The 23,235-nt window shown below is 63.0% G+C and carries 18 protein-coding genes and 1 CRISPR repeat array; of the genes, 6 read left to right on the plus strand and 12 right to left on the minus strand.

Annotated elements, in window-relative coordinates:
• Positions 1 to 509: 509 nt before the first annotated feature.
• A CRISPR array of direct repeats spans positions 510 to 1,197; the repeat unit is 37 nt; unit sequence GTGGCGCTGGAGCATCCGCTCCAGCGAGGATCGCAAC.
• Positions 1,198 to 1,431: 234 nt separating this feature from the next.
• Positions 1,432 to 1,941, minus strand: coding sequence for a hypothetical protein (locus tag SNAS_RS35210; protein WP_144300546.1), 510 nt, complete (start codon positions 1,939 to 1,941; stop codon positions 1,432 to 1,434).
• A 123-nt stretch (positions 1,942 to 2,064) separates the two neighbouring features.
• Here SNAS_RS35210 and SNAS_RS17705 point away from each other — a divergent pair, with 123 nt between their 5' ends.
• Positions 2,065 to 3,021 (plus strand): helix-turn-helix domain-containing protein, encoded by a 957-nt coding sequence (locus SNAS_RS17705; protein WP_144300547.1) that lies wholly within the window; start codon positions 2,065 to 2,067, stop codon positions 3,019 to 3,021.
• Between the two features lie 233 nt (positions 3,022 to 3,254).
• Here SNAS_RS17705 and SNAS_RS35215 read toward each other — a convergent pair whose 3' ends face one another.
• The gene (locus tag SNAS_RS35215) at positions 3,255 to 3,530 is read right to left on the minus strand and encodes a hypothetical protein (RefSeq protein WP_013018820.1); all 276 of its coding nucleotides are present in this window, start codon (positions 3,528 to 3,530) and stop codon (positions 3,255 to 3,257) included.
• An 849-nt stretch (positions 3,531 to 4,379) separates the two neighbouring features.
• On the opposite strand from SNAS_RS35215, the gene SNAS_RS17710 reads away from it, so the two are divergent.
• Complete coding sequence (locus tag SNAS_RS17710) at positions 4,380 to 4,919, plus strand: sigma factor-like helix-turn-helix DNA-binding protein (protein ID WP_244409034.1); 540 nt, start codon at positions 4,380 to 4,382, stop codon at positions 4,917 to 4,919.
• Positions 4,920 to 5,157: 238 nt separating this feature from the next.
• Here the strand turns inward: SNAS_RS17710 and SNAS_RS35825 are convergent, their stop codons facing one another.
• The 10 genes from SNAS_RS35825 to SNAS_RS35235 form a co-directional block, all read right to left on the minus strand.
• Positions 5,158 to 5,298, minus strand: a complete 141-nt coding sequence (locus tag SNAS_RS35825; RefSeq protein ID WP_013018821.1) for a hypothetical protein — start codon at positions 5,296 to 5,298, stop codon at positions 5,158 to 5,160.
• Positions 5,299 to 5,387: 89 nt separating this feature from the next.
• Complete coding sequence (locus SNAS_RS32935; RefSeq protein WP_013018822.1) at positions 5,388 to 8,225, minus strand: sigma-70 family RNA polymerase sigma factor; 2,838 nt, start codon at positions 8,223 to 8,225, stop codon at positions 5,388 to 5,390.
• The gene (locus tag SNAS_RS17720; RefSeq protein WP_013018823.1) at positions 8,222 to 9,481 is read right to left on the minus strand and encodes a CHAT domain-containing protein; all 1,260 of its coding nucleotides are present in this window, start codon (positions 9,479 to 9,481) and stop codon (positions 8,222 to 8,224) included. Before SNAS_RS17720 ends, SNAS_RS32935 begins: the two co-directional genes overlap by 4 nt.
• Positions 9,474 to 11,195 carry a hypothetical protein gene (locus SNAS_RS17725; protein WP_013018824.1) on the minus strand — a complete coding sequence of 574 codons (1,722 nt, stop codon included), beginning with the start codon at positions 11,193 to 11,195 and terminating at the stop codon, positions 9,474 to 9,476. Before SNAS_RS17725 ends, SNAS_RS17720 begins: the two co-directional genes overlap by 8 nt.
• Before the next feature lie 3 nt (positions 11,196 to 11,198).
• Positions 11,199 to 12,131 (minus strand): magnesium chelatase ATPase subunit I, encoded by a 933-nt coding sequence (locus SNAS_RS17730; RefSeq protein ID WP_013018825.1) that lies wholly within the window; start codon positions 12,129 to 12,131, stop codon positions 11,199 to 11,201.
• Positions 12,121 to 12,483, minus strand: coding sequence for a CU044_2847 family protein (locus tag SNAS_RS17735; RefSeq protein ID WP_144300548.1), 363 nt, complete (start codon positions 12,481 to 12,483; stop codon positions 12,121 to 12,123). Before SNAS_RS17735 ends, SNAS_RS17730 begins: the two co-directional genes overlap by 11 nt.
• Positions 12,484 to 12,526: 43 nt before the next feature.
• Positions 12,527 to 12,730 carry a hypothetical protein gene (locus SNAS_RS35830; protein ID WP_041625016.1) on the minus strand — a complete coding sequence of 68 codons (204 nt, stop codon included), beginning with the start codon at positions 12,728 to 12,730 and terminating at the stop codon, positions 12,527 to 12,529.
• 91 nt (positions 12,731 to 12,821) lie between these two features.
• Complete coding sequence (locus SNAS_RS35225; RefSeq protein WP_013018828.1) at positions 12,822 to 13,643, minus strand: hypothetical protein; 822 nt, start codon at positions 13,641 to 13,643, stop codon at positions 12,822 to 12,824.
• Entirely contained in the window at positions 13,640 to 15,964 is a 2,325-nt protein-coding gene (locus SNAS_RS35230) for a WD40 repeat domain-containing protein (protein ID WP_013018829.1), read from the minus strand. The genes SNAS_RS35225 and SNAS_RS35230 overlap by 4 nt, the downstream gene beginning before the upstream one ends.
• A complete protein-coding gene (locus tag SNAS_RS35235) occupies positions 15,961 to 17,904 on the minus strand; it encodes an ATP-binding protein (RefSeq protein ID WP_013018830.1) in 1,944 nt (647 codons plus the stop codon). The genes SNAS_RS35230 and SNAS_RS35235 overlap by 4 nt, the downstream gene beginning before the upstream one ends.
• Positions 17,905 to 18,474: 570 nt before the next feature.
• Between SNAS_RS35235 and SNAS_RS17750 the strand changes: the two genes are divergently transcribed.
• The 4 genes from SNAS_RS17750 (at position 18,475) to SNAS_RS17760 (ending at position 23,228) form a co-directional block, all read left to right on the plus strand.
• The gene (locus SNAS_RS17750) at positions 18,475 to 18,912 is read left to right on the plus strand and encodes a class I SAM-dependent methyltransferase (RefSeq protein WP_041625018.1); all 438 of its coding nucleotides are present in this window, start codon (positions 18,475 to 18,477) and stop codon (positions 18,910 to 18,912) included.
• 66 nt (positions 18,913 to 18,978) lie between these two features.
• A complete protein-coding gene (locus SNAS_RS34155; RefSeq protein WP_244409165.1) occupies positions 18,979 to 19,107 on the plus strand; it encodes an FxLD family lanthipeptide in 129 nt (42 codons plus the stop codon).
• Positions 19,108 to 19,113: 6 nt separating this feature from the next.
• A complete protein-coding gene (locus tag SNAS_RS17755; protein WP_280101485.1) occupies positions 19,114 to 22,002 on the plus strand; it encodes a lantibiotic dehydratase in 2,889 nt (962 codons plus the stop codon).
• Positions 21,999 to 23,228: a lanthionine synthetase C family protein gene (locus tag SNAS_RS17760; protein ID WP_013018834.1), complete on the plus strand. Its 1,230-nt coding sequence runs from the start codon at positions 21,999 to 22,001 to the stop codon at positions 23,226 to 23,228. Before SNAS_RS17755 ends, SNAS_RS17760 begins: the two co-directional genes overlap by 4 nt.
• The last annotated feature ends 7 nt before the right edge of the window (positions 23,229 to 23,235 follow it).

Raw genomic sequence — 23,235 nt, forward strand, 5'->3', positions numbered from 1 at the left:
CGACGGCTGTTGAGACAACCAACCCTGCATATGCGGGGAACACTGCGATCAGGCTACAAGCCTCACTAAGCCGGGCTGCCCCTGCCTGTGTGCGCATCCGATCGGGCGACATTGTGGAGCTTGTGGTGCTGCTGCGCCAGTGTTCTTCACGACGCCCATGTCTTCGTCGCTCGCAGTAATTCCTCCACCGGGCCTTGACTGGTCGTCGCCTTTTCGGCGTGGAGCTAGCTAGATTGGAGTCTCGAAACACAACTTTGCTCCCCCAGTGATCTGGTGACCGAGGCACTGCGGCTCGGCCTGTCCGGACTGGCCATCACCCACCACGACGTGAGCTACTAGCATCGGTGGCCACCGAAACCAGCGGGAAGCTACAGGGAAGGTTCGGAACCACCAGTGATATCGCGACACGCGATTGGTTCCCAAGACGAAATCACGGCGAACCCCCACAAACCAGACACCGGACTCCACCGCACTTATCCTCAGACTCCTATTCCTGCACTATAGGAACCGTGGCGCTGGAGCATCCGCTCCAGCGAGGATCGCAACTTGGTGATGACGTGATGCTGGCTGGCCATCTCCACGTGGCGCTGGAGCATCCGCTCCAGCGAGGATCGCAACGGCCGAAACGATGGGTCAGCAGAACGTCGAGGACCGGTGGCGCTGGAGCATCCGCTCCAGCGAGGATCGCAACGGGACCGCGTCGAGGTCGAGGCGGCGCATCGTGCGTGGCGCTGGAGCATCCGCTCCAGCGAGGATCGCAACTTCGCGTCGGCGGCGCCAACAGCGATCAGCGCGCGCGTGGCGCTGGAGCATCCGCTCCAGCGAGGATCGCAACCGGCACTGCTGCACTGGTCCGGCCCGGCCGTCGTGGTGGCGCTGGAGCATCCGCTCCAGCGAGGATCGCAACGAGTAATACGCCACGATGACCGCCGACACGTACGTGTGGCGCTGGAGCATCCGCTCCAGCGAGAATCGCAACGCGAACTGGTGCGAACACCCCTGTGTCAACGACAGGTGGCGCTGGAGCATCTGCTCCAGCGAGGATCGCAACCGTTGGAATCACCAGGGCTGCCCCGTGTCACTGCCCGTGGCGCTGGAGCATCTGCTCCAGCGAGGATCGCAACGCGTTCGACATGCGCGGCAATCAGTTCGAATGGACCGTGGCGCTGGAGCACTAGCTCCAACCAGGATCGCAACTTGCTCATCAGATCCGCCGCGTACGCTGCCCGCGCGTGGAGCTCCAGTTCCAGCGAGGATCGCAGCTGATGAGCAAGGACCACACTAAGACGGTCATAAAGGGTGGCGCTGGAGCATCGGCGGTGGGGGTGCGGGCCTCTCGTTCCCGCGAGAGGCCCGCGACTGAGAGCGCGTCCGCGGCAACGGGAACTCGCCTCAGAGTCCATCATTATGATGTATTTGCCATCCTGGATGTCATCGTGGAAGATCATTTTTCGAGAGTTTCTTCGCGAACTCGTCGCCACCATTCTCTATAAGGTCACCTGCAAAATCTAAATCATCTCGGCCGCTTTCGAACGGTCTATATTGGACTACTGAATGGTAGGCTTGCTGACCGGTTATAACGTCAGATGATTGTGCAACAAATTTCGGAAGCCTGTTGCAATTTTTCTTACCTTTTGGACGGGTCTCCCATTTGCGTTTTAACTGTGGCACCGTAGATGTCGGCTGCGTCACTGGATGCGGCCAGTCGGGTTCTTCACGGTTCCCGCCGTGGGGGGAAATTGCCTGATGCATCACCCGGACATGCGTCCGCGGCAACGGTGTCAGCATCTGCTGGCACCTCCTAACGATGCCCAGTGGCATCCTACACATAGGAGTGACGTTCATGGCCGAGCGCAGGTGGCGCTTGCCTTTTTCATGCTTGCCCGACATCACGAGACAGCGAATGCTCATCGTCGCGGCAGCAGTTGTTGTCTCGTTCACGTGGCTTGGAGTCGGTGGCTTTTCCGTGGTGGGAATCGTGGCAGTCACCCTTAGCGTGGGCGGAGGCTGCGCGAACCGCGAGCGCCGCCCTTCCATGCCGGTTCAGCAGTTTGGTTGGGACGTGTGGCCACAAAAGACCCGGTTATTGACCGTGTCGGTCTGGTGGAGGAGTTCGCGGCTCAACTCGACAAGCTCCGTCGTCAGGCTGGCGGGCTCACGTTTCGGCAGATGGCTGCGCAGATCCAGGGCACGGTGGCGGCCAGTACGTTGTGTCGCGCGGTTAACGGGAAGAAGCTTCCCGCGTGGAGAGTCGTGCAGTTGTTTGTCGAGGCGTGCGGGGGCGACGTTGAGCACTGGCGGACGCAACACATCAGGGTGAGCAACGCACTGCGCAGCGGTGCGGCTCAGGATGTCGACTCCAGTACTGCTCCCCCGTCTCGAGTATCTGACCAGCGGAAGATGCCCACGGTGCAGGAGGCCCTCTTCCGAGGGGCCATTCGCAACATGGACCGGGCCTTGATTGAACTTGATGCTGTGGTTGATGACCCATTGACCGCGAGCATCCGCATTCCGGGAGGCCACCTGGGCGACCAGGTTCACCTGCTGCGCCAGCTGTGGGCGGTGTTGAACCATCGTCGCAGGCCGGTCGATTCTCCGGCGAGCTTCGCACAGTGCATGAAGGAGCTGAAGGAGCATGCGGGGTTGTCGCTGCTGCAGATCTCGCGGCAAACCGATCCATCCCACATGAGTAAGAAGGCCCGACAAGACCTAGGTCTGGATGTATCGAAACCGATTGCAGTGTCTACATTGTCGGATCTGTGTAATCCGCATCAGGGCCGACTTCCCAACGCTGCCACGCTTGATCGTTTTCTCCATGCACTGGGGTATTCCGCCAAGGAGCGTGAGGGGTGGCAGCGCCTGCGCGCTGATCTGGCCGTGCAGTATGACCGTCGTTTCCATCGACCGGCTCGCGCGAAGTCCAGTCGCGTAAAGAGACCATCGTTTCGTCCGGGAGGGGACATGGAGATTTTCGGGAGCTACATCGACAACGAAGGGTTCAGTTTGTGGGATCCCTACTGAGGCGGCGTGCACCCGCGTGGCGCGTCGTGCGGGGTCTTTGACCGGCACGGCGCACGGCGCACACCACCACGTCCCCAAATGACAAAAAGTTGCGGTCGCCAGTTGCTGTGGCGACCGCAGAGACCCGTGCGCCGATTGGTCCGCTCATACATCGTGTTCTCGATGGCGGCACACGGATACCTGAATTGATCAACGACTCAAGTCCATGTTGGTTGCGTTCTAACAGGCCGAACTTACGACGTTCCCTCGAAAGATGGTGATACACGCGCGGCGCCGCCGATGGTCACCGTGAACGCCATCAAGGTGACCATGATGCCGTTGACGCGCACCATGATGAAGACAATTGACACCTGCAGTCGCTTCACGATGCCCACGAAGCCGTTGACGCGCACCAATTGGCGCGAAAACGACAGTTTCTTGAAGCGGCCTGGATCGTTAACTAATACGGTGGCGAATCTCGCCGGTCCTGACGTGTTGCTGACGTCGGGATCGGTAACGGGGTTAGCCACGGTGAACAGTCCCTCTGTTCATCCCGCTCATACAACCACGCCGCACGAGGTGGATCCCATCTCGTGCGGCAGAAAGCCGATCTTTCTCGATGGTGGATCCAACCCAGATCACCAGCAGCGTCAGCGCTGGTGTCACCCTGGTGGCGCGTCTGCGGCGCCACAAGCCCATGGTGTTCGTCTATCTGTCCTATCCACATGCCACAACCGGCGGTGAACGCTTTGACCAAATCCGCATCCGGGTCCTGGCGAACAATTCCGTGTGCGTCCAAGAAGCCGGGGTCGCTCCCGGCTCGTGGTGGCGACGAAACTGGTGGCGTGTCACGCGACGAAAGCCCTACACCCGACTCGGAACCCGACCCCGCCCAGGGAGACGCCGCACCGGCGGCACCGACTGGGGCACTCACCGCGCCCTTCCCGCCAGCGTGACGCCCGACGACCCGTTGACCGTGATTGCCGACCTCAGATGCCCGCTGCCCGCAGGGGTACGGCGCGGACGCCGTACCTGCATCTGGCTGCGCGTCAACAATCACCGGTTCCTATATGGATGCATACGGATTCCGGCCACGGGAAACATCTGGGACTCCAACACCACCCGCGCCGCATAACCTGAAGGCAGGTCATACCTCTCGCAATATCGCCCCGGGCTTGGGCCCGGGGCGCGACAGTCTGGCAGGGTCATAGTCCATCGTTTATGGTCGTTTTCTAAGTGTGTCCGATCGATGAGACCTCGCCGGGGATCGGGGTCCACTCGCGTGGGTGGCGTAACCACCATCAGCCAGCGCCCCGCCTTGTGCGGGGGAGGCCGGAGTGGTGAGCGCGGTTGCCGCCGATGGCGAGCCTGGTGCCCCGTTGTCAGCCAAGCGCTGGGTCGAACCGATGCCGGACCGGCGACTGTTCGCCACGGCCGGCCCCGGCGACATCATCGCCGAACGCGAGACGGTCCGGCTGGCATTCATCGCGCTGCTGCAACGCCTGTCCCCGCGCGAGCGCGCCATCCTGGTGCTGCGCGACATCCTGAAGTTCTCGGCCCGCGAGACCGCCGAGATCCTCGACTCCACCGTCGCCGCCGCCAACAGCGCCTTGCAGCGGGCCCGGGCGTCGCTGGCCGCCGACCGGCCGCGGCCCGCCGACGTCCTCGACCCCGAGGGCCCCGAGCAGCGGGAACTGTTGGCGCGCTACGTCGCCGCCTTCGAGTCGCACGACGTCGCCGCGATGACCGCGCTGCTGCGCGAGGACGCGATCACGTCGATGCCGCCGTTCACCTGGTGGCTGCGGGGCGGCGAGCGGATCGCCGCGCTGATGGCCTTCAGCGACGTGTGCGCCGAGGACCGGCTGCTGGTCGTTATTGGTTCGCAAACGGCTCGCCGCCTGGCTAGCCTGCGGGGGTGAGCGACATTGACGACGACCGGTCGGCAGCCGCCTCGTCCAATCACCGGTGCCGCGAATGCCGTGGCAAACGGCAGATCGCAGGTTTGGTGAAGACGACCAGCATAGGAAAGGGCATGGGCAGCACATTCGGCCCCTGCCCCGCCTGCGACGACCACACCTATGTGGACAGTGAGAACGACGATGGAGCCGTCCGGGGTTCTCGATCTCGCGATCGGCGGCAGTTCTTACCGGCGCGGTGTCAGTCGGGGTCGCCGACCCTGCCGCGGGTGCTCACGAGGGTGATGGTCAGACCGATGCGGACGATGGCCGCCGCAATCAGTCCCAACAGGGCTATGTCGCCCCAGCGGAGCTTCACCGGCATCACACGGACACCGGTCATCTAACTCGGTATTTCAAGCTCTTGTTTCGTTGGATGGATGACCTCTACATCCGAGGCACGTTGTACAACCATTCGAGGTCGGCGGGGACTCAGTCATTGAAGTCCGAGTTCTCCTGCAACAGCCGTCGCAGGTGCGCGAGGCACCGGCCGCGTGTGGGGCCGATGGAACCTCTCGCTATACCGAGTTGCCGCGCGACCGCGTCATAGTCGGGTCGGTCTGTGTAGGCGATGACCTGGATGAGCGCCCGGCACACGTCCGACATCTGGTTGAGTGCTGCCCAAATAGCCTGGTACCGGGGGGCCGTGTTCATCCGGTCCGCCACATCGTCTTCGACGTTCTCCGAACTGCGCAGGTCCTCGAACCACTCCAGGCTACTGGGGATCTCCAATCTCGCTTGCCGGGCTCGTTTCCATGCTTCGCGCTTGGCGCTGCTCGTGAGCCAACCCTGCAGGTTCTTGAGGTTTTGGACGTCGCGCGGCAGGCTTTGCACCAGCCGCATCCAGGTGGCCTGTACGACGTCCTCTGCCATGGAGCGATCGAGCCCCTGACCCCGGGCCACTCGCCACACTAGGGGCGAATACTCGGCTATAACTTCGTCCAGCGCGTCCGGTTCACCCATGTGGGCCAACGCGAGCGCCAGGCGTTCGTCGGCCCGGCTTACTCCCGCTTCGGGGGCCCGCCGCAGCGACAGTCCTTCGTTGGCGGTGGTGTACGGGCTCCAACCAACTGGCCAGCGGTGGGCGGCGGACGGCTGGAGTACCTCGAAGTCCTCCAACCGCAGGGATTCGGGTTCCGCGATTATCACGTCATCAAAGCGCACGGCACCGTGTCCGCTCCCGCCGGTGAAGAGCGCGGCCGCCATGAAGTTCGCGTCACGGAATATCACTTCGTCGAGGAAACTCACCGAGAGAAACGAGGCTCTGCCGTTGAACTCGGCCCTGCTGAAGTCCGCCGCTCCCTGGAACTTCGCCGAGGTGAACACAGCTGACCCGGCGTCGGGGAACTCGAACATCGTGTCGCTGAACTGCGCCGGTCCGTCGAAGACCACATTGGTGAAGTTGGCCTGCCGCGTGAATACCGCCCGGTTGAAACTGGCGTAGCCGAATCGGCAGTCAGTGAAGTCGACCTGCGGCAGGACCGCGCCACTGAGGTCGATGTTGGTCGGCTCCACGTTCGCGTCGGTTGCGTGCGACAGATCCACCAGAATGTCGAGGACGTGGCGAACCCTACCGTGGTGCGAGGACTTCGCCGTGTTGGTCTCGCGCTCCGAAAACTCGCGGACATATCGGCAAAGCTCGTCCACGGCGGTCTGCCGCAGCTGTTTCACCTGCCGAGCCAGGGTTTCCAAGGTCTGAATCCCGACATCCTGTTCCGCGCGGCGACCACTGGCCAGCTGCTCGATCGCCTCGGTAAGCCGCCTTTCGTCCGAGACCCGTCCCGCCACACCGGGAACGGGTTCCGTGTCCGATCGTGACGTGTCGGTCGGCGGTCGCGCCAGCGACCGATACCGTTGTGCCGCCTCTGCCCACAGTTCCCGCCCATTGTCAACGTTACCGAGGGCGGCGTGGACCTGGGCCAGGTGTTCCGTGGACAAGGCGACCCGGTACTGGTCGTTGAGCTCTTCGCTCAGGTCTCGGGCATGAGCGAAACGCGCCAGTGCCTCTTGGAGCCTGCCCTGCGACACGAGCGAAATGCCCAGCTGCACGCATGTGTCCACGATCAACAGGCGGTTCTCAGTCCCGCGGGCGAACTCCAGAGCCCGCTGGTGAAACTCATACGCACGTTCGTGCTGTCCCAGTCGCGAATGCACGACCCCGAGTTTGTTCAGGGCTTCAGCGTGTCCGGCGATTCCGGCAGATGACGCTTCCAGTTCCCGTACTCGGTTCAGGCACTCCATCGCTTCGAGGTAGCGGCCCAGTTCCAGGTAGGTGTCGGCGAGTTCGTTGAGCGCCAAATCTTTCACCTCATGATCTGAGGCGTTGGCCATACGGCGGCACAGACGAAAGAATGTCTCGTGGTGACCGGTGTCGAGCAGGTGCTGAGACAGCACCTGCAGCAGTTCCCGGGCGTGCTCCATCCAGCCGTTCTCCGCGGCCAGCGACGCATACGCCGCCATATTGGATGTCTCTTCATCGAGCCAGTCCCGGGCGGCGGAGCGGTCACGGAACCCGATCACACCCTGGACGACCGACACCCCACGCGGGGCCATGATCTCCAACGCCAACTGGCCGGTCTGCCGATAGTGGTCGAGCAGACGCCGCCGGGCCGCGTCACGCAGGTCGGCCGGTGTTGTCTCGATTCGTCCGCGCCCCTTGGGGGACAGCGAGTATCGTGCGTCTCGCGACTCATCGACGCTGCCGTCGGCGGCTAGCTCCGCCAGCAAACGGCCCGCCGTCGGCAAATCGACCCCGGCCACCGCCGCGACGGCGTCCGTCGAGAAGTCCGGACCGATATGCGCCGCCAGCAACGGCACGACACTTCGCGCCGTCACCGCCGGGTTCGCCCGATGCTCCGCACGCCCGGACCGCCCCGCCGCCGGCACCACGGCTTCGCGCACTTCGTCGCGTGTCTCGGCGGCGACGTGGACGGGCAGCTCGATCGTCGTCACGTGCGCGCCGCCGTCGGTCTCCAAGCTCAGCGCCAATGGATGATCACCGGACGCCACGGTCGGTGTCACCACGAATCGGCATGATCCGTACGACCCTCCGAAGCGGTGCACGACGATCTCGGGCGGGCCGACGGTGCGCACCTCGTGGAACGGCATCCCCGCCAGCAGGACGTGGAACGTGAACTCCTCGTTCTCATATGGCCAGTGCTCGTCGAGCAGCCGTAGATCGACCTCAACCAGGTGCGCCTGTCCAGAGGTCATGTGGCGGGGCCATCGAACCAGCGGCTCGATGCGGATCATCGCCGTCGTGGAAGTCATTCGCCGACCCCCCTACCCGAAAGTTCCACTGTGGTCCACAGGCTGCCGTAATACACGTACATAAACGTGTACAGCAGCGGCAGCGCCCGTGATTCCTCATCGCCCCTGTCGGCGCTCCAGGTCTGGCGGCTGTGTTCGGCCACGACCTGGCGGCGGAAGTCGCGCAGTGCCGTGGCCACGGGTTTGCCGGGTTGCCGGGCCAGCGCGTTCAGGATGCCCTTCGCCACCTGTCTGGCCTCCCGTTCCCGGACGGCACCAGTGGTCCCGATGAATCCCGCGGCACCCGATCGCAGGAACACCTCGGCGAAGCTGCTCGGCAGCGAGGTGTCGGATTCGTCGATGATGACGCGCCCGGAGTGGCACGCGTTGAGGAACACCAGTGGGGCGGCGTCGTCGATCCGGGGAAAGGTCTCGGCGAAGATCCGGCCCAGTGCCACCTCCGCCACGGTGAACTCGAAGCTGCGGGTGCTGAACCTGCCGTGCGCGCCGATATACACAAGCGACAGCGGCCTGCCGGGATCGGCGAGTTCCTTAAACAGCAGTCTCGCGCTAGCCACCGTCCGGGCACCGTAGCCGTCGATCATGGACAGATCGGCCTCGGCCATGTCCTCTCCGACGTATGCCAGGACCTCACCGCGACAACGCAGTGTTGAATATGGATGGTTGCGTTGTTCTCTTCTGGTCACCTGCAATGGGGTCCAACGCGCGGTCACGAACGAACACCCGACGTAGGCTCCTTGTCGTCGATCGGGATCGTCGGGCAGCCACAGCAACTCCCATGGGATGTTGGCATCGGTCTCGTCGTGGATCAGCAGCCGGGGCTCCTCGCCGCAATGGCGTCGTGCCCGGGACAACCACCCGGTCACGGCCGCGCCATTGGCCAGCGACCAGTTCCGGATCCGAGCCAGCACCTCCGAGGGCGCCAGGCCTCCGACCTTGATGACGTCGCTGAGATCGGTGGACGGCTCCCGCACCGCCGCACCGTCGATGCATGCCAGTTTGGGGACGCCGGGTGACTTCGCGGTGATCTCGACATGTTCGTCCTTCCCGAAAGGACGCACGACCCGCAGTTTGACCGTGCCCGCCGGTGAGCTGGCGGTGGGGTCGACGTTGATGGCGCCCATGGGTTCGAACGCTTGGGCGCCCGTGTCGGGAACGCGGGCCTCCGCTGAGTGCGCCTGGTCGGGAGGCGGCTCGCGGCGTGCTCGGCGGGCCGACAGCAGCCTCGACATGACGGGGAACCGGCGTTCAGCCATTGTCACCGTCACCGGTCAGGATGTCGGCACCGAGCACCTGGGCCAGTTCAGTTACAACGGGGCTCGTCCGGTGGCTGCCCGGACACACCACAATGGTCTGGGTTCGGGGCAGAGTCCTGATCTGGCGGGCGGCGTAGAGGCTGTCCTCGACGCCGCGACGGGCCACCGGGAAGTCGACCTGGCCGGTGAGGCTGGCCGACAGTGGTACGTTTCCCCGCCCGTCGGTGACGAGGACGAACCGGGTGTCACGGGCCACGGATCGGTCCGATCCGGCGAATCGGCGCAGGACGCGGCCCGCCAACTCGATCCCGTGTGCCAGCGGAGTAGCCCGTCCGGGCCGCCGTGACAGCACCCTGTGGAGCCGCCGGTCCAGGGCATTGCGGACGACGAACTGCCGGGCGGACAGCTCGTCGGCGCTGTCGGCGTCGCCCAATTCGACGACGCGGATGTGGGCGCGTTGCTCGTAGGCCCAGGCGATGTGGGCCCCCAGCGCCGCGGGCAGGTTCCAGTTGGCGCCGCCACAGGTGTGATCCACCAGCAGCACCAGCAGGTCGGTGGGCTGAATGGTCCGTTTGTGCCGACGCAGGTCGGCGGCGGTCACGTGCAGCCGGTGTGCCGAGCCGTGGTGCCCGGGGCAGCGCATGACCTGTAGTTTGCAGGCTTCCAGGAGGCTGGCGGTGATCGACAGGTCCGTCAGGTCGTGTGCCGGAACCGTTCCCCACGGTCGGCCGTGTGCGGCGACGTTGCTCCATTGTGGCGACGTGTGGTCCAGGTTCACCGAACCGAGCCGTGACCGTGTCATCGGCTCATCCTCGGGATACGGCACGGCCACCAGCGACGTGTGGACGGCCGACGGGGCTTCGAAACCGGCTCCGGCCGCCAGGTACTGCGGCACCGGCCCCTCGGGAGCCTGGATGGCCTCTTCAGTCCGGTTCGGGGCCGGGCCAGCCGCATCATTCCGCGACAGCGGCGAAGCATCGTCCACTACGGACAACCGGTGGTGGCGCGGTATACCCAAATGCTCGGTGGCCAGGTCCACATGCCGGACCGAAACCGTCTCGTCGCCGTCCAGGCGGGCGATCGCGCGGGCGAGGCGGGCGACCGCCACGGGACGGCGCGCACCGGCGTCGGCGGCGGTGAACAGTTCCATGACATAGCCGAGCACTCGCGTCGACATCGGCAGTGGTGTCGCGTGCGCTGCGCGTTCGACGGCGTCGCGCCACGATCGTGGTGGCGGGTCGAGTTCGCCGGGCACGTCGGCGGCGTCGACGCGCAATGCGAACCGGTCGAGCAGATGCCGCGACAACTCCCCCGCGCCCTCTCGGCGGCAACCCACCAGCCAGCGGGCTTTCGGTACCTGGATCGACTGGTGCCCATCACGTTCGATGTGTGCGACGTCGGCACCGATGGTGGCGATGGCCGCACGGGCGCCGGCATCGCTCAGCTGTGTCAGATCGGGAACCAGCACCACCGTCTGGTCGAACAGCGCGCCCGGTGTGATGGACACCTGTGAACCGCTGAGGCTGAACCGGGTCCACAGGTCTTCATCGTGGGTGGCCGCGCCAGCCAGCACCGTGCGGGTCTGGCTGCCGAGCAACGCTGCGAGCCACCGCCCCAGCGCACCGATCCGTCCCGGATCCAGATTGAACAGCAGCACCCCTGCCAGGTGTCGATCGATCGCGGCGCACGCCAGCGCGGTGGCCATCCGTTCCATCGATCACTCCGTGGTCAGGGCATCAAGCAGCTTCTGATCCGCCGCAGTCCACGAGAGGTCTTCGGCGAAGGCGGCCTCGGGACGGCGGTGCAACAGCGCGAACGGAGCCACCGCCGCCACGTCCCGTGGTTCCACCGCAGTTCGTCCGTCGAGGGCCGTCTCGGCGCGGGCCGCGTTGACCATGACGATCTCGCTGCGGTGCCCGGTGGCCTTGAACTCGGTGGCCACCTGCGCGCACAAGTCCACTATCTTGTCGCTGACCACGCTGTCGCTCACGCGATCGCGGGCCGCGTTGAGTGCTTCGCGCCGGGCCTGGTCGTTCCTGGTGCCCTGGCTCAGCCAGGTCGAGGACGGCAGGGCACCCTCCACATCAAATCGCAGCACTGTAGACAGAATCTCCGCGCGGCGTCCAACGTCCGTCTCGGTGCTCACTGGTACCGCCATCCCGAAGCGGTCGAGCAGCTGCGGTCGCAGCCCGCCCTCCTCGGGGTTCATCGTGCCCACGAGCGTGAACGACACCGGGATCTGCTCGTCGCGGCCTTCCCGCTGCACCACCAGGATCCCGGTCGATGCGACGTCCAGGATCACGTTCACCAGGTGATCGTCTAGAAGGTTGACCTCGTCGATGTACAGTACGCCGTCATTGGCGGTCTCCAGCAGACCCGGTTGCGGCCGTGCCTCGCCCCGCATCAGCTCCTCGATGCGCCAGCCGCCCAGCACCCGATCGTCGGTGGCGTTGATGGGCAGGGTCACCGGCAGTCGGTCGTTCACCATGCGGGTGAACGCCCGGACGGTGGTCGACTTCGCGGTGCCGCGTTCGCCGGCGATCAAAACGCCCCCAGAACCTCGGCTGACGTAGCTGATTTCCAGCGCGTGCTTGAGCGCGTCCTGCCCTACTACATAGGAGTATGGAAGTACCTGGATGTCATCGGTCATCGGACGGGTCCTTCCACCGCATCACCACGTCCATGTGGGCGCTGGCTCCCAGTTCCACGAACTTCGCCCCGGCCTTGCCGTCCAATTGCAACGCCATGCGCATCTCGATTTCGGACGGTCCGTTCCCTGCTTTCTTGGCGAACTTCTCTGACACTGCCTCACAGCAACTGTCCAGCATGTCAAGGGCTTCGATGAACAGGGTTCGTCCGCGCTCTCGAACCTTCTCAGGAAGAGCGACCCGGGTCGCGTCGTCCTCGTAATACCGTCCTGGATCGTCCAGTTCGTCCACTTCGCCGACTTCAATGCGAATCATTGGACGACCGGGCTGAGCCTCCGAAAACACCACGACCACGACAACCCGCCTTGTTTGTGACTGCTGATCCGTATGAGCCAGCTTAATGCAGGGCGGCGAAGGCTACGGCCTTCAGTTCGCAGACCTGGTCGCCGTAGGCGGCGATGTAGCCGCCGGCGAACTCCTTATCGGGGTCGCCTCTCCGCGCTTCGAACTGCAGTCGCTCCAGCTCGACGTTGTCAACCGGGCATTTGTCGGTATCGACGACGTCGTCGGTGGCCTTGGCCAGTCCGGTCCGAGCATCCACGGGTTGCCGCCGGTCTGGTCGGCCGCGCTCCATCGCCAGAAAGCGGAACGCACAGGTGATTTGAGTCTGTGAAGGACTGGCGACCCCACAGTTAAGTTGCAACAGCGCGTCCGAGAACTGGGTGTCGAAGGTAGCCTTCAATACCATGAGATCTGAAAATGCCAATGCGAATGGAATCATTGTGCTCGTCGATCCCATCGAAAACTGCGTTGATGCTATCGGTTTCATTGATAGGAATGGCAATGTAGTCGCCGCAGTCGGCAAGATTGATCCAACGCTTTACGCTGGGCGGCTTGCGACCCCGACCATTAATGACAGGAGGTTTTAGACGGGAGACGATGGCGGGTATCGCCAACGGCGATCCAAGCGTGATCAACAGCGGCACAGCCACGCGGTGCCGGTGAAGGGCTTCGTAGGCGATCACAGTGCCTAGTGAGTGGGCGATGACGATGTCAGCCTTGTCGATTGCTTTCGCAGTTGCGTCAATGATTGTGTCACGCGGAGTAAAACCTTCACGCCCTTCCAGGTAGTAGGAAACTTCAGCCGCGAACTGTCGAATGAAACGCCACACTGTGCGTTCCTCCAGGCCGTGCTTCCCGGCTAGACGCGCTGCGGCAAGTCGGAGCAGTACCATGGCCCGACCTTGGATACCGGCGGCATCAGGTGTCCAGGGTGCCAAGAGCTCGGTCAGCAATTGCAATGCGGCATCATCTAGGTCTGTGTCGGATTGTCGTCCTTGTTGGACCAGCAGATGTGCATAATAACTAATAGAGAAATCGATCGACCTTACTGGCCATTTCAGTACTGGATTGTCTTCCAGCGCCTGGCGCCATTTGGTCTCCAAATAACGTGCGGCTTCAAGTGGAGGATCAGGTCGATAGCACCGGATTCCGTGTATTCCGACAATTTTCATGTATCTTCCTTCCAGTCCCACCTTTGGGGTGGATTGAAGGCCATTACCTCGGTGTTATATGCAATAACTAGCGATAGGTCGGGGGCTATGGCCAAGCAATCTACTGGATCGAGAATGCGGATAGGTTGTGTCAATTGCTTGTGCCTCTGCAAATCCCAGACTCGCACTGTCCCGTCGTTGCTGCAAATGGCGGCTATAGGGTGATTATCCACTGTCGCGCACGCCAACGTACGAACCGGCAATACGCGACTGCTCTGGTTTGGGCCGAGGTGTCGTCGGGTGGTGAGATCCCAGCATTGCACGGAGTCTTCATTACCGCTGAGGACCACCACCGCGTGGCTATTTACGGTTGTGCACGCCAAAGTGCGAATCGGCAGGACACCTTTAGCGAAATCTGGGCGGTACTGTTGCCCGGTAGCGAGGTTCCCTACCCACAATGATCCGTTTGCGCAGCCTATGACAACTACCAACTCACCGTTGATATCCGTGCACGCCACTGCGGTGATCTGCCCAGCTTCTTCGGACACGACCATGCGGCGTTGTTGTCCAGTTCCAAGATTCCAAACGCATACGGTTCCATCATTACCGCCAATGACGGCTACAGGTTGACCGCCAATTGTTGTGCATGCCACCGCGAGGATTAGGTCGTTGCTTTCAGTGAGCGGTTCACAATGTGATTGTCTTGTCGTAAGATTCCAAGCCTGTACGGTTCCGTCATTAGCACCAATGACGGCTATAGGTTGACCGTCAACCGTCGTGCATGCTACTGCCGTCAGGTGACCGCTATGTCCACGAATGTCCAGACGGAGCCGTTCTGCGGTGGCAAGGTCCAATACTTGCACTGTCGCGCGATTATTCAGGGTTACCGCTACTGGATTGCTATTTGCGACTGTGCATGCGATTGCTGTGACTTTTTCGACGGATATGGGTTTCGACTCGGTCTGTTGTTCAATGGCGGAGTCCCACACGCGGACCTTTCCGTCGCGGCTTCCAACTATAATCACCGAGCGACCGTCTACTGTAGCGCAGAGCGCGGGCGACCACAGGGCGGTATTTCGGTCAAGATCGGGACAATAATGTGTGCCCGCAACGAGGTCCCATATACGCAACGTTCCCTTGAAATCTATGGTGACTGCGATGGAACTCCCATCTTCTTCCGAAGATGTCGCCGACACGACTTCCTTTCGGCGTGCCCTCGGATATGAGTTGGGATCTTCGGTTGCCTCTGAAACGTTGAGCCAGGTTTGCTCACGCGTCGCAAGATTCAATATTCTAAGCGACCCGTCATAGTCACCAATGACTATTAAAGGGTCACCGTTGACGGTGGTGAAATCAAGTGCCCGCACTTCGCAATTGCGTTTCGGCAAGGTTACACGCCACTCGTTGTTGGCATTGAGATTGTGCAATCGTACATTGCCGCTCTTGCTGCCTGTAATAACTACAGGTTGTTCTTCTACTGTGGCACAGGTCAACGCCGTTATGGGCTTTGAAATAGTAAGCCGTACCAGATCGTTACGAAATCTGTTGGTAAGGCTGCATCGCCACACAGTTTCGTCATCGCTAACTAGGATGGCCGTCGGGTCGCCATTTATCGTGGTGCACGTCAGCGCTCGAACCGCCCGAATGCCAAACAACGATCGACGGTGTTCTATCCCAGTAATTAGATTCCAGATCCTAAGAGTCCCAGCTGTGCCACCGATGATGGCTACGGGGTCACCGTTAATCGTGGTGCATGCCAATGCTGTTACCACTTCGGGACAATCAGTCGGATCGGGACGGTATTGTTGTCCGGTGGTAAGACTGCATGCTCGAACTGTCCCATCAATACTTCCGATGATGGCTACGGAGTCGCCGTTTACCGTGGTGCATGCCAATGCTGTGACTTTTCGGAAATACCCGGTGAGGGTTTCGAAGAGCGCGGGGCTAAAGTGGGCTCCTATGGCCCATCGCGGTGTCCAATCTTCAGCGCGAAGGTCGACGGTGGGATGTGCGATACCAGCACGAATTTGGTCTATGTAAATCCGAAGCGCGCGTTGATCAGGATTGGGCGTATTACGGTGATAACCTGCATGGAGCAGATACGAGATCGCTAGGCGGGCAGCAGGGCCTCCGAGTTCTTGTCGCAGCAGAGGAACCAAGCGATGTGGATCAGCATTCTTTAGAAAGTCTTGTTGCGGCAGCAGTTCCGCCAAGATACTAGCCTCAGCGGTGAATTCTGCGGCATGGCGACAAAGATAGGGTTCAGGGTCGCAGGCCCACGTACTATCTGCATACTCCACAAAAGCACGGGCAATCGCGCGTACGTCATCAAATTTCGTCATGTGTGAAGTCCTTCATGCGCAGATCGCCGAGGATAAGCAAGTAGATGATCGACCAGTGCTTGATGAAACAACCGGAACAGCGTGGTGTTGTTGGTATCGACGCTTGTACGCAGGTAAACCTTCAGGTCTTGCGGGTCAGTCAACAAAGTGGCGGTGTCGAGGTTGTCACCGCCACCGAAGACTTGCTGGGCCAGTAGATGCACCAAGTGAGACGGCATGCCAGCGCCCTTGACGTGTGCCAGGGCCGCCAACACAGCGCGACGTTGCTGACGACGCCGCGCATTACCCATTGCCAAATCGAGCTCTAGTACCTCTGGCAACGTGCGGGGAATGGTCTGCAATGCGGCATCCAAATCATGCTCAGTTTGACGCAGCAAGTACTGTGAAAACAGCACCGCCACCAAGAACGCCCCCCAGTCGCCCTCGGGAGAGCGGGTCAATTGAGTAGCCACATGTTGAGCGACAGACGCGACCCGCGCTTGGCGCCACGCGCGGTTGTCGTCAGTTTCCAGAGTCTCAATTAGAAATCTCCGGAGGTCACGATGAAGCTCGGCTGGCTCAGACAAGTCGATGTCGTGCAGTTTGATGGTCCGGTCATCACCTGCGGATGCGATGCTCGCAATCTCTTTCGCCAGGCGCCGTTGCTGTTCGTCGACAGTGCGCAGCGCCAGAAGCAATCGGACTGCTCCGAAATGGACTGCCGTTCGCGTCAGTGGAATTATCAATCGCCTAATCAAGTCAAGGGAGTCAGCGGCCTCATCGATAGCGTCCACAATCAGCAATGGTGGATGCTGCGTCGTTCTCAACCACGAAATGAAGTTACCGACAGTGCTATCAGGCGGCTTGGCTTTCGGACCTCCACTTTGTCCGTAAAGCTGATCCATCAATGAACCCACGACATCGTCTGTCCTCAGTTGTCGGGCATGCACTGCCGCAATGGGCTCAGTAAACTCCTGACTGAACTCAGACGGTAGACGCCTTCTCAATTCAGCCAACTGTTTGTGAAACTCAGGCCGTTTGGCGACATGTGGATGTCCTGTTAGAACAATGACACCCAACACACTGGACTTACCGACTCCAGCACCCCCAACAATCAACCGCACCGGTGTATTAGTGTCTCGATCAGCCCGCCAGTTCCCAAGCTCAGTCAACAACGTGCGTCGACCAGTGAAATGGGTGCCTACCCGATCCTGAAAGTGTGCGATGTCCAGATACTCGTGCAACCCAGAACTAATTCGCTGGCGTGCAGTCACAGCGTCGCGAGCGAGCGGGTCGAATCGCGGATTGGCGAAGAACGGCACCCCCTGAACTCCGCCATCACCCTTGCTAAACGCCCCATGAAACCAAGGGTCTGGCGCCCGTGACGCCGCCTTTTCTGGCCACAACTTCACCAGGTTCTCCACCACTCGGCTTCGAACGAATGCCATACTCACGTAGGGGGCGCTCGGATCAAAAACATGCTGATCGGCAGTGCCTTCTACACTGCGTTGCTTTGCAATCTGCATCAGCGTGTCAGCAAAAGCCTGTGTAAATACTCCATCCCATGTTTCTCGATCGGCACCAGCAGCGGCAGCAACCCACAACCGGTCCCCAAACTGTCGATGGGTTAGATCCCGCACTGCGGTGCCCGCATGACACAGATCCAAGACCAACAAGATATGTCCGTACTCTCCAGCAAGATCGGCAAGGCTGCGACAAAGGCTTGTCATGTTGGTGCGATATCCGAACCCGTTGCGAGCCACCAAGTGCAGCTGATCCTGTCCATCCACTTCGCCATGAGAGATAACATGGATAATCCGAACCAAGTTTTTCGTCTCAAAAGCGAACTCGTCGATCCGACGCAACTGTGCCATCGTTGGTTCGGAAATATGCTCAACCCCATACCCCGATCCCAGGGCTTCAAGGGATCTGGCCAAGCTCTCGCCACGTTTGGTGGCCATGTCCAGTAGCCTCCATGCACGACCATCCAGTTCGGGACACGCAATCTCGACTTCCCCCGGATCGACTCGCTGCACCGTCACCGTCAATGCTCGCCGATCACCTCTTGACACATGAGCCTCCCGAAATGGTCGCGGTACCAAGAGATTGAACTGTACCGCGCCATCACAGTTGCACGGTAATCAAATCAATCCAGATACGTGTCCCCGCTCGAATGAATAGGCTCGAATACAAGTAGGGTCACGAGGTGCCGGTTAGACCTAATTGGAGCATCTCTTAACGACACACAAAGCGCACTCGTAATTGTTGTTGCGCTGACCACCCCGCCGCGGATGCATTCATGCCGATCCCAGCCAGGAGTTGCACATGGACGCCACAGTAGCGATGCTCGACGGCCAAAGCAGAAGATCGCAGTCTGGAATGGGCAATGCACGCATGATCGCGGTGGCCTTTCGGAACCGTTGTTTACGTCCACACCACCTACGTTGATGTGACAGCGTTCTGTCAAGTCAGGCACGCGAGCAACCCGACGAATGTGGCAGAAGGCAACTGCCGCGGCGAACACCAGTGAAGTGGCATGGACCGGCGTCGTCATCGACGCGCCCTTGGACATGCTGGATTTCTACCTGGTCGACCTGGAGGGGTTTTGCCGGGTGCTGGCGCCCCCGTCGATCGCGAAACGCGGCCTGGCCGAACCGGTCCACGGCTGGGGCAGCATGGGCATCGCCACGGCCGATGCCCTCGGATATCTGACCAAACGAGACAGTGCCGTCAAGCCTGGCCTGTTCGAACTGGGCGTGTGCGCCTACGGCCCGGCCGCTCCCGACGCGGTCGCCGCGCTGGCCGCACAGGTGCGGCGCTGGCGGGAAGCGAAGGAGTCGGTGACCGGGATACGCATCGAGGTCTACCCCTCCGGACTTGGCCTGCCGGACGTCTCCGAAGCCATCATGTCTGTCCATAAGCGACACTCTCGGGTCGTGGTGTGGCCCGAAACCACGACCAATTCCTAACTATCCGCGACAACCCAACCAGATAAGGAGAACGACATGACCGACGTCAACACGCAGCAAACCGATATGGAGTCTTTTGAGGACTTGTTCAATTTGGACGTCCGCGTCCAAGCGGGCGGAAGGTCAGCACGCCGGTGCAACCCGACCAACGACGGCTGCTCGAACTCGTGCACCTCGGTCGGCTGCCCCCGGTAAATGCTGATGGACAACAGCAAGCGAGGCGGGGCGGCCGGCACCGGGCCGTTCCGCCTCGCGGACCCCCGATTCGGTCTGGCACGCCTTGCCCTGCTGCCCGACAACGATCCTGGCCCCGCCACCCCGACTGACCCGGTGGTGGTCGAGGGGATGTTTCTGTCGTCTGAGGTCGACGCCGACACCGCACCCGACCACGCCGACCGGCGACTTGCCACCCAACGCGCCTTCGACATCCGGGCACGACGCCGCACCACCCCCCAAAGCGTGTTCGCCGCCGTCGCTGACGTGGAGTTCACCGACGCCAGCCCCGACCTGGCCATCGGCACCGCCCACCGGGTGCGGACGTACCCGAACCCGGTGTGGCTGCATCAGGTGTGCGATCAGGTCTTGGACTCCACCGAGGTGTTGCGCGGCTTGAGGTTCACGGCCAACAACCTCACCGCACGACGCGGCGACCGCCTGGAGGCCGACCTGCCCTCGAACGACTCGCTCACCAAACCGCAACACGCCAGCATCCGCGCCACCGAAGCCGTGGACGTGATCATGGACGCCTGCCGCGCGAGCGCAACGTGGAGCCGCATCGCCACCGCCATCCGGCACCGGTGGCCCCACGTTCCCGAATCGGTCATCGACACGGCCCTGCGCCAGCTGGTCCGCAGTGGGATCGTCGTCACCGACTTGACGCCGCCCGACGCGTGCACCGACCCGATCAGTCACGTCCTAGACAAGCTCCCCGACACCGAACCACTCGCCAAGACCCTGACACGGCTCCGCGAAACCCTAGCCACAGCCGATGCTCACCCGCCCGGCGACGCCGCTCGCATGACCGCGCTGAAAACCGCCCACCGCATCACCGACCGACTGAACAAGACCTGGCGGCCACTTTGCGCCGACACCGCGGCCGAAGCACGCATCCGCTTGCCGAAGGAGGCCGCCGATCAGATCGCGCAGGCTGCCGGGGTGTTGTGGCGCATCGCGCCCCACACCGATCCACTGTCGACTTGGCACGAACGCTTCCTCCACCGCTACGGTGCGGGCCGTCTGGTGCCCGTGCTGGAGGCGTGCGATCTCGTGACCGGCCTCGGCCACGACCCGAACGAGCCCGCAGCGCCCCACTACCGCGCATCCACCGACGCTTTGGCCCGACTGCTCAACGACGCCCTCACCTGCGGCGCGCTGGAAGTCCAGCTCGATGCCTCAGTGATCGACGCACTCGACCAGCGCCGCCCAGGCGATCAGGCCGAGCCGTCGGCCGAGATCTACACACGCATCGTGGTCGCCAGCAGCACAGCCAGCGACGGGGACTTCTGCTTCGCCGTCACCAACACCGCCTCCCCGGCGGGGTCCACCCGCGCGCGCTTTACCGGCCTGGTGCCTGATGGTCCGGTCGTTACCGACACGGGGCAGGACACGATGGTCACCGAGTTGGCGTTTCGGCCGCTGTCTTTCGCCGTGGCCGCACTGACCGGTCGCGCCGAGCCTGCTCCTTGGCGTATCCCGATCGGTACCGTGCCCCGACCTGGTGACCTGCTGCCCGACGACCTCGCGGTGATCTCCAACGGCCAGCGACTTGGCCTGTGGTCCATACGCCACCACCGGCCCGTCAAGGCCGTCCACCACAACCAGCTGGGCCACCACCTGATGCCACCGCTGGCGGGTTTCTTGTGCCGCCTGTCCCAACACGGCACCGTCGCTGTGCGGCCGTGGACCTGGGGACCGTTCGAATCCGCCGCGTTTACCCCGCGCGTGCGCTTCGGCAACGTCATCCTCGCCCCCGCCCGCTGGCGGCTCCCCGAGGATCTGCGCCAGGCCGCCAAGGGGCGAACACCGTGGGACGCCGCGCTGAAGCGCTGGCGCACCAGTACCCGCCCGGCGCTGCCGATCACCGTCGTGGTCGAAGACACCGACCGGCATCTGCCGCTCGACCTCGACCGTGACGACGACCGCGAACTGTTTCGCCGCTACGTATCCCGAGGAGTAGCCGCGGTGACCGAACCGCCCGGCGGCCCTCAGGCGATCCAAGCCGTCGTGCCTGGTGCGGCAGGACGTCACGCCTTGGAGATCGTCGTTCCGCTGGCTGCCATCGCGCAGCCCGAACCCGTCACTCCACTGTATTCAGCATCAGTGCGCTGCCCTTGCGACGGCGCCTTTCTGCCCGGCGGGCCGTGGCTGTCACTGGCCATCGACGCCCCACCTTCCACACAAGACGCCGTCCTGGCACGCATCACCCACGCCGCCACCGACGTCGCCGACCTGTGGAAGCGCTGGTTTTGGCTCCGCTACGACACCCCGCAGCGCGGACCCCACCTGAGAATCCGCTTCCACGGCGATCCCGCCACCTTGGGCGGGCAACTCCTTCCCATCCTCGGCCAGACGTGCGCCGCGCTGACCACTGAGGGATTGTCCAGCGGATTCGGCATCGAGACCTACCACCAAGAAACCGAACGCTACGGCGGCCCCGGGGCCATCGAACTGGTCGAAGACGTCTTCCACCACGACGCCCACCTCACCGCCCGCCTCCTGTCCAGCCACCCCAGCGCTAACGACCGGCTGGCGGTTGCCGCCGTATCGGCAGCTGAGATCGCCCGCATCGTCGCCGATGGCGACCGCGCCGCCCTCACCCCGTACCGCCTGGATCGGGCCGCCCGTCACGTTCAGGGCCGATTGCGTCCCCGCGCCCGCGCATTCGACGACACCACACCGCTCCACCCACCACTGTGGGAAGACCGCGCCGCCGCGTTGAAAATCTACCGAGCGTTCTTGCCGCCGCAGCGCCGCGTCAACTGCGCCTCATCGCTGATCCACATGCACGCCAACCGTCTCCTGGGCGACAACAACCGCGAACGCATCGCCCGGGCACTGGCCGCCGACCTCATCGCTCGGACAACACCATGACCACACTCGACGATCAGATCACCACCGTCGCGCAACGCCTCCGCGACCCCGAAACCGTCGTCGCCGCTGTCGCCGGTGCCGAGGTGGCGTCCCTCACCCATGGCCTGGCCGGGACTGCGCTACTGCACGCCCGCCTGGCTCACATCGACCCCGACTTCGCCCACGCGGCTCACCGCCACTGGACCGCCGCCGCCGAACTCCTCAAGAACCACCCGGGCGGCTTCAGCGGTATCCAAGGCGGACTCGGCGGCCTGGCCGCATCCCTCATCATCGGCACCAGCTACCTGCCCGACACCCACCACCATCCCGCCACCGCTCCTGGCGCAACATGGCTGTCCACATGCGCCAGCGACATGGCCGACCTGTATCAGCGCACCGACATCCTCACCTGGGACGTCTACGACGCGATCACCGGCCTGGCCGGGATCGGCCGCGTCCTGCTGGCCGCCCACCACACCGCAGTCGGCAATGTCGAGCCCGGTCTGAAAGCAGCGCTGACCACCTTGACCGCGATCCTCGCACCCCGCGACACCCACCGACCCGGATGGTGGATGCCCGCCGCAGACCACCCCGAGGCCGTCGCCGTCCACCCCTCAGGGGCAGCAACCACTGGCTTGGCCCACGGCGTGGCAGGGCCACTGGCATTCCTGTCCACCGCCCACATCGCCGGATGGTCCGTACCCGGCCAAACCGACGCCATCGACCACGCCGCCACCTGGCTGGTGCGCTGGCGACGTGACGATGGGACATGGCCTCCCGCCGTCACCGGCGACGAACTCGACAACCACACCCCACCCGCCACAACCGGCCGCGCCGACGCCTGGTGCTACGGCACTCCCGGCATCACCCGCGCGCTCATCCTCGCCGGGCACGCCCTGGGCGAACCCGAAGTACTCCTCATCGCGGGCAACGCCCTCCACGATTTTGCCGACCGATCACCCGAACAGTGGGATGTGGACGGACCGACCCTGTGCCACGGCTATGCCGGAATCGTGCAGTCCCAGCCCGCCAAGGATCCCGTCACCAAGGCCGCCGTCAACGAAGTCGCCGCGGCCTTCGATCCCGAAAGCCCTTTCGGGTTCCAGCACCACGACCACGGCCAGACCCACGACCAACCCGGCCTCCTCGTCGGTGCGGCCGGTGTCGCCCTCGCCCTGGCCGACTACCGACAGCTTCCCGCCCCCAGCACCCCAGCCCCCTGGGATTGCCTGCTCCACCTGTCATAACCAACAA

Source organism: Stackebrandtia nassauensis DSM 44728 (assembly GCF_000024545.1).
Classification (GTDB): Bacteria; Actinomycetota; Actinomycetes; order Mycobacteriales; family Micromonosporaceae; genus Stackebrandtia; species Stackebrandtia nassauensis.

Excerpts from the sequence above, each read along its gene's own strand:
- SNAS_RS35825 (WP_013018821.1), bottom strand. The coding sequence starts at position 5,298 with ATGACCGGTGTCCGTGTGATGCCGGTGAAGCTCCGCTGGGGCGACATA.
- SNAS_RS32935 (WP_013018822.1), bottom strand. The coding sequence starts at position 8,225 with ATGACTTCCACGACGGCGATGATCCGCATCGAGCCGCTGGTTCGATGG.
- SNAS_RS17720 (WP_013018823.1), bottom strand. The coding sequence starts at position 9,481 with ATGGCTGAACGCCGGTTCCCCGTCATGTCGAGGCTGCTGTCGGCCCGC.
- SNAS_RS17725 (WP_013018824.1), bottom strand. The coding sequence starts at position 11,195 with ATGGAACGGATGGCCACCGCGCTGGCGTGCGCCGCGATCGATCGACAC.
- SNAS_RS17730 (WP_013018825.1), bottom strand. The coding sequence starts at position 12,131 with ATGACCGATGACATCCAGGTACTTCCATACTCCTATGTAGTAGGGCAG.
- SNAS_RS35225 (WP_013018828.1), bottom strand. The coding sequence starts at position 13,643 with ATGAAAATTGTCGGAATACACGGAATCCGGTGCTATCGACCTGATCCT.
- SNAS_RS35230 (WP_013018829.1), bottom strand. The coding sequence starts at position 15,964 with ATGACGAAATTTGATGACGTACGCGCGATTGCCCGTGCTTTTGTGGAG.
- SNAS_RS35235 (WP_013018830.1), bottom strand. The coding sequence starts at position 17,904 with ATGGCCACCAAACGTGGCGAGAGCTTGGCCAGATCCCTTGAAGCCCTG.
- SNAS_RS34155 (WP_244409165.1), top strand. The coding sequence starts at position 18,979 with ATGGAGTCTTTTGAGGACTTGTTCAATTTGGACGTCCGCGTCCAAGCG.
- SNAS_RS17755 (WP_280101485.1), top strand. The coding sequence starts at position 19,114 with ATGGACAACAGCAAGCGAGGCGGGGCGGCCGGCACCGGGCCGTTCCGC.
- SNAS_RS17760 (WP_013018834.1), top strand. The coding sequence starts at position 21,999 with ATGACCACACTCGACGATCAGATCACCACCGTCGCGCAACGCCTCCGC.